The organism is Hydrocoleum sp. CS-953, from assembly GCF_002260545.1.
Classification (GTDB): Bacteria; Cyanobacteriota; Cyanobacteriia; order Cyanobacteriales; family Microcoleaceae; genus Trichodesmium.
This window is the reverse complement of the sequence record NZ_LGSU01001344.1, coordinates 1-10,400: the sequence shown is the minus strand read 5'-3', so window position 1 is coordinate 10,400 and position 10,400 is coordinate 1. Positions and strand designations below refer to the sequence as shown.

Annotated in this window: 4 protein-coding genes and 2 pseudogenes; 1 reads left to right on the top strand and 5 read right to left on the bottom strand. The window is 37.9% G+C overall.

The window, feature by feature from the left end:
- Nucleotides 1–199: 199 nt before the first annotated feature.
- The 5 genes and pseudogenes from AFK68_RS25325 to AFK68_RS25310 all read right to left on the bottom strand — a co-directional run bounded on the left by AFK68_RS25325 (nt 200) and on the right by AFK68_RS25310 (nt 9,569).
- Nucleotides 200–2,362: a transglycosylase SLT domain-containing protein gene (locus tag AFK68_RS25325; RefSeq protein ID WP_094676103.1), complete on the bottom strand. Its 2,163-nt coding sequence runs from the start codon at nt 2,360–2,362 to the stop codon at nt 200–202.
- 950 nt (nt 2,363–3,312) lie between these two features.
- Nucleotides 3,313–4,376 (bottom strand): annotated as a pseudogene (locus tag AFK68_RS46440) (WD40 repeat domain-containing protein); the annotation flags it as partial.
- A gap of 1 nt (nt 4,377) precedes the next feature.
- Nucleotides 4,378–6,125: WD40 repeat domain-containing protein (locus AFK68_RS46435; RefSeq protein ID WP_371357557.1), on the bottom strand; the 1,748-nt coding region annotated here is incomplete at its 3' end.
- Between the two features lie 11 nt (nt 6,126–6,136).
- A pseudogene (locus AFK68_RS46430) lies at nt 6,137–8,276 on the bottom strand (hypothetical protein); the annotation flags it as partial.
- A gap of 294 nt (nt 8,277–8,570) precedes the next feature.
- Entirely contained in the window at nt 8,571–9,569 is a 999-nt protein-coding gene (locus tag AFK68_RS25310; RefSeq protein ID WP_246844456.1) for a helix-turn-helix domain-containing protein, read from the bottom strand.
- A 202-nt stretch (nt 9,570–9,771) separates the two neighbouring features.
- Between AFK68_RS25310 and AFK68_RS25305 the strand changes: the two genes are divergently transcribed.
- Nucleotides 9,772–10,389: a sulfatase-like hydrolase/transferase gene (locus AFK68_RS25305; RefSeq protein ID WP_246844455.1), complete on the top strand. Its 618-nt coding sequence runs from the start codon at nt 9,772–9,774 to the stop codon at nt 10,387–10,389.
- The last annotated feature ends 11 nt before the right edge of the window (nt 10,390–10,400 follow it).

The following is a 10,400-nucleotide window of genomic DNA, read 5'->3' as shown; positions in this document are numbered from 1 at the left end:
ATTTAGTATTTATAGCATTCTTCAATAATTGATAATTGATAATTGATAATTGATAATTGATAATTACCTCTCCTTAAAAGGAAGCGGACATGATATAACTGGCATATTTATAAGGGCGAATGCCATTCGCCCCTACAGATGGTGTATAATTCTGTTTTATCATCCGTACATCCGTGGCAAAATCAGTGTCATACTCTTCCTATTTATTTTTATTATATTTAGCATAATGCCTCTCCATTAACTGAGAAACTTCAGGATTATAAATCTGCAAATAATTCCAATAATTTTCAAATACAGACTCTACATAACCCCTTGTTTCTGGATAAGGAATTTTCTCCACAAAAGCATCAGCATCATTAAACCCAAACCGCTTTAACCAACTACTAACAGCATTGGGACCCGCATTATAACTTGCCACTGCCAACATCGAATTATTCTGATACTCTTTATGAGTAAAATCAAAATAATAAGTACCTAAATTAACATTATCATTCACATTCTCTAAATCATAACTAACAAGGTTAATTTTTTGAGCAGCTTCTTTTCCTGTTTCTGGCATTATTTGCATTAATCCTGTTGCTCCCACAACCGATTTAATCTTCGGCATAAAACGAGATTCTTGACGAATTAAAGCTGTCACCAAAACAGTATTTAATTCTCGTTTATCAGACCATTTAACAATAGTTTCTAAATAAGGAAAAGGATACAAAGTTTGCCAATAAGTACGCCTTTCTTTTAAAGCTTTATACTCAGCTATCTCCTCTGGGTTTTTCCGTTGACTCAAGCTAGTCAACATCCAAATACCATCTAAATTATCCCCCACACCAATTCTCAATACACCATCAGTATACTGTTGCGCAACAGTTGGGTTCATCCGTTCCTCAAATTCTACCTGCCACTGTTTCCAAGCATCCCGATCTTGCCCGATCTGATATAGTTCCCGCAATGTTTCAGAACCAAAAGGCAGTGGATCGCGTTCTTTCGTATGTACAACCTCTGGAGATAAATCCCTAACTGTGGTAAAATCGCCCACAGGCCAACCTAACATCACCGCCGATCGCCAAGCATAATAAGAGTGAGGATACCGTAAAATCATATACTCAAAAGCTTTTTTCCCATCCTCTGTCTGCCCAAGTTGTTGTGCCCACTTACCTACCCAGAAACCTGCTTGCGCTGCTAACTCACTATCAGGATTATTCACAGTCAACTGTTGCGCCCACTTCCAAGCTGCTTGTAAATCACCACCTTTGGCAGCTTGTTCGGCTAACTCCCACCGCAGTTTAGCAGCAGCATCAGAATTATTATACTCTTTCAATAATTGTTGACGTGTCAGTGAAGCTGACTGAGCAGAGTCAAGTTGATCGAGTAACTTAGACTTATCTAACATTGCTTCAGGTGCATGACTAGGAAAATTAGCAATTACCCTGTCAAGATAAGGTATGGCATCTTGGCGATCAACCAGCCTCGACAAACGGATCAAACCCAAAGCTGTATCTTCTCCGCCATTGGGAAATGTATTAATTAAGGTTTGATAAGCTTCGCGAGATTCTTTCGTTTTTCTCCCCAACCACAACCCTCTAGCATGACGATATAAATTTTGTGGTGTCTTAGGTGCTTTCTGATATGCAAGGGCACCTTTAGGATAATCCTGTTTTTCCCAATACCCAAAAGCAACCATTTCCCAATCTTCAGGAGTTAACTCAGAGGCATATTTTGTTCTCAGTTGTTCCAATACCGTGCCATATTCTGGCACATGAAAACCATACTTAGCAATGAGCAATAATAACTGAGGTTGATTAGGATTTTGCTTTAATTTTTCCTGAGCAATTTTAACCGTAGTTGGATAACCAGGAAATTTAGCGATCGCCTCATCCCAGTATTCCGGGTTTTGTTTTCCTAACACATACAAAGCTTCTGCCACCACAGCTTCTTCTGGATAGGTTTTTAAGACTTCTTCCCAAACTTCTTGTGCTTTGTCTGTTTCCCCTATTTGTTCGTAAGCTTGCGCCCGTTTAACCAGAACATAAGGTGCTAGAGCTGTATATTCTTGTTCTAGATTTTTAAGTTGAGCGATCGCCAACTCCTCCTGTCCCTGTTGAATTAGATCGTTAGCTAAAATATAACGAGCGCGACTTGTATTAAGAGACTTTCCTGTTTTTATCGCACTCTCCAATTTACTCCGGCGTTGCTCTGGTGGCAGTGAAACAAATTTTGTTACATCTAAGTCTGGGTTGAGTTTTTCGATGGCGTTTTGGGAGATTTTGTTATTGTTAGTGAGTTGTGGTAGAAAAACTCCCGTTAATAGAGCGCCAATAGAAGCGACTGCTACTATAGAAACTTTTGTTATGTTTTGCTTTAACATTTACTTCTTGTCAGTTAATTTTAAATTTGTTTAGTTTAAGTGCTAATTTTTTTCCCGTAAGGATAATTCAAAATTGCTAGTATGTATTAAAATTTACACTCTTAGGAAAATTTATAATTTCTCCATCTAGCAGTTAATTAATTGGGACTATTGTCCAAATTTTGACTCTTGCCACTATATTTATATTAGGCTATGAGCATCACTTATAGCTGAAGTCAGAAGTAGGGGCAAATGGCCATTCGCCCCACATTTTTGCTGTAACTATATTTGAGAATTTCCTAACAGTAAAGTAATGACAACTGCTATAAATAATAACAGAAGTTCCTACTGCCCCCAGTACCTCCTTTTTAGTCAGAATTTAAGTATTAACCGAATTTAATATTATTAGAATATGGTCTGATGTTTGCTGCACATTTTCCTGTTTGTTGCCGGACTTTAATCTGGCTTTTTGTATGGGCGTTGCAAAATCTAGAAATGAATTACAGCAGGTTCGGTGGAATGTAAGGTACAAATATAAAAGGTATTGCGATCGCTCTATCACTCACCAGAAGCGATCGCTTTCTCTATTCTGAAAAATATTATTGATACTAACAGAAACTTTAGGCATAATTTTCTCCTATTTAATTTTTACATCTTTAGTTTAGCATTTCTTTCCTGTTGATGTAATTTTGCTAGGGGAAAGTTTTTGCTAAAAGTTAGATGAACTTAATTTAGCTTATATTAAATCTTGTAGTATCGGTATAAAAAAGCGTAGAAACCGGGTTTGTTTTAAATGGTCCGCTGTATAACATCTAGCTCCCACAAACCCGGTTTCTTATAACACTCCGAAGCCAGCGGATTTGATATTAGGATGAATAATAGCAGACTCAAGCAATTACGGACTGGGAAGAACTGGGTTGTCAGATTCGATTTTCAGCGGTGGGTACTGATAACTGATCACTGATCACTGACTAAAACCCTTCACAAATACCCCGATCGCCTTCTTTAACATCAGAACTACTCTGCAAATAATCGTGAACAACATCACAACCCCGCCCCAACAAATTCTCTAAATCAAAATTCCACAACATCCCCACCCTATCCCTACCAACAGCACCAAGCATTTTACCATCTGGACTCAAACTAACATCCATCACCCCTTCCCGAATAGCTGCTAAACTCACCAACTCTTTCCCATCAAGATTCCAAATTTTCACCGTACCGTCATCGCTACCAGTCGCAATTATTTTGCCGTCAAGAGTAAAGCTCAGACTATTCACCGCTCCCTGATGACCTCTGATAATTCCCACTACTTCACCTTTAGGAGTTAATAACTTCACCGTATTATCAGAACAAGTGGCAGCGATAATCTTCCCATCTGCACTAAAACTAATCTTTCTCACCACACTACACAACCCCTCAATCTTTTGTAATTCCTTACCCTCCAGATTCCATATTTTCAGTACAACCTGACTCTCACCACCAAAACCAGCAGCAGCGATCGCCTGACCATCAGGACGAAATGTCACTGTTCTGAGGTCATCAATACCCCCTGGAATAGTCAGCAGTTGTTGACCGCGAAGATTCCATAATTTAATCGTCTTATCCAAGCTAGCAGTAGCCAACATCTTACCATCAGGACTATAACTAATACTATAAATCTGATCCTGATGTCCGGTGAGAGTCGCATTTCCTAAACCAGCTAAATTCCAAACAATACCTGTTCCATCAGCACTTGCAGAAGCTACAGTTTCACCATCAGGACTAAAACTCAAACTAGAAATACCGCGCTGATGTCCTTTGAGAGTTGCTAACTCCTCCCCTTCCCGACTCCAAATTTTCACAGTATTATCATAACTACCAGTAGCTATCTTCTCACTATCTTTGCTCAAACTGATAGCTGTGATATAACTGGTATGTCCTCTAAGAGTAGGCAGCTTTTGTTCTTGCAGACTCCAAAGTTTAATTGTATTGTCAGCACTAGCAGAAGCAATAGTCTTGCCATCATTACTAAAACTGAGACTACTAACCCAGGNCTCCAAATTTTCACAGTATTATCATAACTACCAGTAGCTATCTTCTCACTATCTTTGCTCAAACTGATAGCTGTGATATAACTGGTATGTCCTCTAAGAGTAGGCAGCTTTTGTTCTTGCAGACTCCAAAGTTTAATTGTATTGTCAGCACTAGCAGAAGCAATAGTCTTGCCATCATTACTAAAACTGAGACTACTAACCCAGGTGCCATGACCTTTGAGAGTTGCTATTTCTCGACCGTAATTAGTCCATAGTTTAATCTCTCCATCAGAACTTCCTGAAGCAATAGTCTTACCATCCACACTAAAATTAACGCTGACAACCGGACTTTTATGCCCCTTCAAAGTACCTATTTCTTTGCCATCCATACCCCATACTTTAACAGTATTATCCCAACTAGCAGTAGCAATATTTTTACCATCCGGACTCACACTAACGCTCAACACTCTCTCTTTGTGACCTTTGAGAATAGCTAATTGTTTTCCTTGAGCATTCCATAACTTCACGGTTTTGTCTTCACCCGCAGATGCTAATACTTTACCATAACTAACGCTATAAATTTTATCTTGATTAGCTTTAATAGAAACAAGTTGCTTTCCCTGAATATTCCACAATTTAATCGTGCCATCAACACCACCAGAAGCAATAGTCTTGTCATCCGGACTAAAACTGACACTATTAACTGCTCCCCGGTGTCCTTGAATTGTCCTCAAGAGTTTACCATCCCGACTCCAGAGTTTGATGCTACCATCTTGACTACCAGAAGCTAATACTTTACCATTATTACTGAAACTCACACTATAAACTGCGCCCTCATGTCCGCTCAAAGTAGCAATTTCTTCACCGTAGTTAGTCCATAGTTTGATTGTACTATCATCACTAGCAGAAGCAATAATTTCTCCATCTTTGCTCAAACTGATGCTATTAATAGGTTGTGTATGTTCTGCTATGGTTCTACGTTTACTCACGCCATAAACAGTTTTTTGCAGCGCTATCAAAACTCCCATTCTTACATCTGCTGCCACTTTTGAAGCATCGTGTAATTTTTTGCCAGCTTTAATAGCAGTAAGTAAAGCATCAAAACGTTGATTAGCAGTAAACTGATTTTCTGCTGACAAACTCAAGGCATTAAGTTCGGCATTTAATTTATCTTTTTCTGCCAGTCGCCAACTAATTAAGGAAAACCCACTTAAACAACCTAATACTATAATTAATCCTACTATACTTCTGATGCGAAAATTGTTTTGAAAACGTTTGCGGTTAATACTTTTTTCGAGAAATTCTTTGGCTAATACAGACACAAAAGCACTCTCAGTATCGCTCTCTAATAAATTTTCTGCTAAAGTTAACTTACGCCCATTTAGCAAGTATTTATCTGATTTATCCTTTTTTAGCCACCGTTGAGCATCCGCTTCCATGCCTGGTTTTTGTTTAATTGCTTCCCTGTTTGACTCTACCCAAAAATTCAACTGATACCAATTTTTAATAATTGTCTTATGAGCTAATTCTACTACTGTTACTGTTTGATTACTATTTTGATAATTTGTGAATTTCGTAATTAATATTAATCTGGCTTTTACTAATTTTTTCAGTACCTTATAACCAACCAAGAAACCGGGTTTATTGCCCTGATTATTATTTTTCAAATGATTCCTTGATAAACCCGGTTTCTGCGTAAGTCCTGGAGTAATTAAATCTGTCTTCAATACTTGTTTGCAACTTACTACTGTGTCTTCATTAATTTGCACAAGTTTGAGANTTAATATTAATCTGGCTTTTACTAATTTTTTCAGTACCTTATAACCAACCAAGAAACCGGGTTTATTGCCCTGATTATTATTTTTCAAATGATTCCTTGATAAACCCGGTTTCTGCGTAAGTCCTGGAGTAATTAAATCTGTCTTCAATACTTGTTTGCAACTTACTACTGTGTCTTCATTAATTTGCACAAGTTTGAGAAATATCTGTTTTGCTACCTGACGCTCTCTCGCATTAAAAGAGTGATAAATTGCATAAGCTTGTTTTTCTAGACAACCTTTGACTCCACCTAAATTAATATATTGAGTCAGACTAAACTGATCTGTTCGGCGCTGTCGCCATAGTTCTGTTAAAGTATATTGTAAGAGTGGTAAACTACCGTAATTTTCTGTATCAATAATCATTTGTTCAACTAATTCTGGCTGTATTTCTATCCCTACTTGTTTTGCTGGTTCGGCGATCGCTTGTTGCAACTCCAGTCTAGTCATCGGCGTTACTGTCACTAAATGGGATTGAATTTGTCTAGCTAACCCGAAATATTCTTGTTCAAAACATTTACCTAAAAATTCAGCTCCCATAGTAATAATCAGTAGCAACCCAGTAGCGTTAGAGTTAGCTTGGTAACTTCTATCTATTGCTCCCATCAAACATTCAAAAAATTGTTGTCTTTCTATTTTGTCTGAACAGAGGGTAAAAACTTCCTCAAATTGATCTACTACCATAACTATTCGAGATGCTTGAGTATTTTGCAAAACTTGTCTAAACCCACTAGCACCTTGATTAATTAATTCTTCAATTTCTATGGGGGAATGAATGACGCGCTCAATGTTAGTATTTTCTTTTGCTTGCTCTAGGTTTTCATTGCCATAATTCTTACTTGTCGGCGGTGGTGTTGCAGATGATTTTCTACGGGTTCGTTTGATTTTGTGTGTAGGTGGTGGAGGCGGTGGAGAAATTGATAATTTGGGCGATCGCTTTATTTCTTCTTCTTCCTGGCCAGAAGTTGATGATAATTCTGTAGTAGTAGTTGCTTCTGTTGCAAGAGTTAATAATGTCTGTAATTGATAATCTACAAATGCTGCTGCTAAATTTTTTAAAGGATGTTCTCCTGGTTTAATAATTAATATCGGCCAAGTATTACTACCTGATAATCTTTGCCCTAATTTCAGTTGATATAATAATCCGGCTTTGACAATACTTGATTTACCAATTCCACTTGCTCCAACTACTGCTAAGAAATTCCGAGAGCGAACTTTTTCTAAAAGTAGATTTACTAAAGTTTTTCTACCATAAAAATATTTGAAGTCTTTATCATTAAATTCAAATGGAGCTAATCCTTTATAAGGACAAACTCCGGCTGTTAAATCGGTATTTTCTGTATTTTCTTTTTCCCCAGTCAAGATAATTTCATTTCCAGAATTATGAAATACTGGAGGCTGAATTGAAAGATTTAACTTTTGATTGAGATAGTCTATTAAACTATAATTTGTCACCGAACCATTCGGATTATTTTCCGGTTCTAATGCTTCTAATAAACAATTTGTGAGAAAGCTATGCTCTGAATTTATTTGTGTTGTAGTTACTTCTGTTGCTTGAGAAACAAAAATAAAACATCTATCATTATCAGTTGATTCTAGATTACTCAGAGCTGTTTGTAAAAAGTTAATTTGTTTTTCTTGATGGTAACAATCTAACCATACTATTTGTTGTTTAACCGGAGATTTTTGTAATAATTGACTTAACCAATGTAGAGAAATTCCCCATTTTCCCTTTTCAGGGTTAGTATCGCTAGTGGCTAAAAATTCTTCTTCTACTCCTCCTTCTTCATCTAATAAACTATTTCCTACAAAAAATAATAAAGCAGTTTCAGGAATATTATTTTGGGGATTAAATAATTTAGAAATAGCTTCTTTTAAAGAATTTATGGAACTATTTTTCGTCTTGGGATGAGGATCTACTTGCCCATAACCCTCAATTTTAACTTCTGGAAAGCGCTGCACATGAAAATTTCCAGAAGTCTCTAATAATTGAGCGATCGCTTCTGCATCTGCTGCTGGTTTAATTAAGTGTCGAGGTTGGCCAGAGCCATCTCTGAGTAAAGGATAGTGATTGATGCCTACTACTAATGCTTCTCGGTTCATCCACGGTAGCCCATTTTAGTTAATAACTGGCCAATTTATTATTGTACCAATTTTATCAAAAAAATAGGGTTTTGGGTTTGGAGACCAAACCTTAAGGGATTTGGAGACTAAACCTCTACGATAACATCTTACAACCTATCAAATCTGGCATTCTGAATTCTAAATTCAGAATTCAGTCTTTAAATGTCAAATAATTGCCTGAAACTTTTGTGAGTGTCAAAGTTTTTAGCCTATCAAATCTAGCATTCTCAATTCTCAATTCTCAATTCAGTGAAACGGTATAGCGATCGCCTCCTATGCCTTCTTTCGCAAAGTCTCTGAAGGCAACTCTCCAAACATAGCTTTGTAATCTCTAGCAAAATGACCTGCACTCCAGAACCCAAATTGACCTGCAAGCATAGTTATAGTACAGTTCTCCGGATCGCTTGCCTTCAGGCGTTGTCGCAATGCATTAAGTCTGCGCACCTTGAGATAACGCATGGCACTCATGCCAAATAAATCCTTAAAACCACGGGATAACGCGGAACTGCTAGACTCTAAATTTTGAGCTAGTTGTTTTAAGGTCAGAGGTTCTTCAAAGCTCTCTAACATTTCTTGCTCTGCTTGGGCAATCAACTTAGCTTGTCGGGAAGGTTTGAGGGAACTCTTGGAATTCCACTTAATGGGAATATTACTAATTAACAAAGGCAGGAAATCATTAGTAACAAGATCAACAACATGATCTTGTTGTAAATAACTTGGTTTATGTTCTGCTAACCAAAATATTTCCTTCAAGTAATCTTTAATTTCTTTCATCCCAGTTGGTAACAAATTCACATAATTTTTACTCAGGAAACAATCATCCAGATCGTGGCGTTGTAGTTGGTTTGCATAAGCATGAAAAGTTTCCACAGGGATTAAAATATTTGCGATCGTTCCACCTTGAGGCATGAGGAAGTCTACTTCATCTCCATTGAAACCAAAAATAGTCCTTTGAGGCTCGATAGGGCGACGGTGGGAGTAAAATTCTCCTTCATTCTCAAACCAGACCATCGTAAAATCTCGGTATTTCTTCAAGTCTAAGCCCCAAGTTTGAATCCCTTGATTCGCCTGATTGTATATGAAATGTAACTCACCAATCCGGATCGACAAAAACTTACTCTGGAGAGGACCAGTAGTGAGTTGTATCATCTGCATTCCACCATAGCCAAAAAACTCAGTGAAAAGATCCACATCTGTAAAGGAAAGGGAAGTAATCTGCTGATTATTTGTCTCAGATTTATCCTGGTTAATTTTACTCTTTTTTATACTCATTATCCTCATTACCTAGAATATATAAATAAATTTAATACTTTACTTGAATTAGTTTTTTGAATCTTATGATTCAAAAAGTGGGAATTTTTGAATGTTCAAAAAATAAGATTACCACTAAAGTGGAAAACCAAAGTCACAAATTTGATTTTTGGTTATGAAAATTTGTTTTTGAACGAATTTGAAAATTAAGGAGTTTATTTTCATGCAACGAGTCATGAAAAAGGCGATCGCTATGGCGATGTCCTTAACGCTTTGGCTTGTAGGGATGTTGCCTTGGCTACCTACATCTGCTGCATTTGCCCAAACAACTCAACTTCCTAACATTTTGGTGATTATGGGAGACGATATTGGTTGGACAAATCTCAGCGCCTACGAAAAAGGCATTGTTGGTTACGACACCCCTAATATTGATAGCATTGCCAAGGATGGTGTGTTGTTCACGGACTACTACGCCGAACAAAGCTGCACCGCTGGTCGGGCGGCGTTTATCACCGGGCAAAGCGCCCTGCGTACCGGTCTGCTGAGAGTGGGTTTCCCCGGCGCACCCTTCGGCCTCCAACACGAAGATCCCACCCTGGCCGAAATGCTGAAGCCTTTGGGCTACACGACTGGCCAGTTTGGTAAAAACCACTTGGGCGATGTAAACGAGTTTCTACCCACAGTCCATGGCTTTGATAAATTCTTTGGTAATCTCTACCACTTGAATGCAGAAGAGGAACCGGAAAACGTCGACTATCCAGGGGGACCCGATGGTCTATTTGCAGAAAACGTTGGACCGCGCGGCGTGCTAGATTGCAAAGCATCACCAGATGTTTATTAGAGTTGTTGGGA

What these genes read in the sequence shown, in the direction of transcription:
- AFK68_RS25305 (WP_246844455.1), top strand. Translation starts at nt 9,772, where the DNA reads ATGCAACGAGTCATGAAAAAGGCGATCGCTATGGCGATGTCCTTAACG.
- AFK68_RS25325 (WP_094676103.1), bottom strand. Translation starts at nt 2,362, where the DNA reads ATGTTAAAGCAAAACATAACAAAAGTTTCTATAGTAGCAGTCGCTTCT.
- AFK68_RS25310 (WP_246844456.1), bottom strand. Translation starts at nt 9,569, where the DNA reads ATGAGTATAAAAAAGAGTAAAATTAACCAGGATAAATCTGAGACAAAT.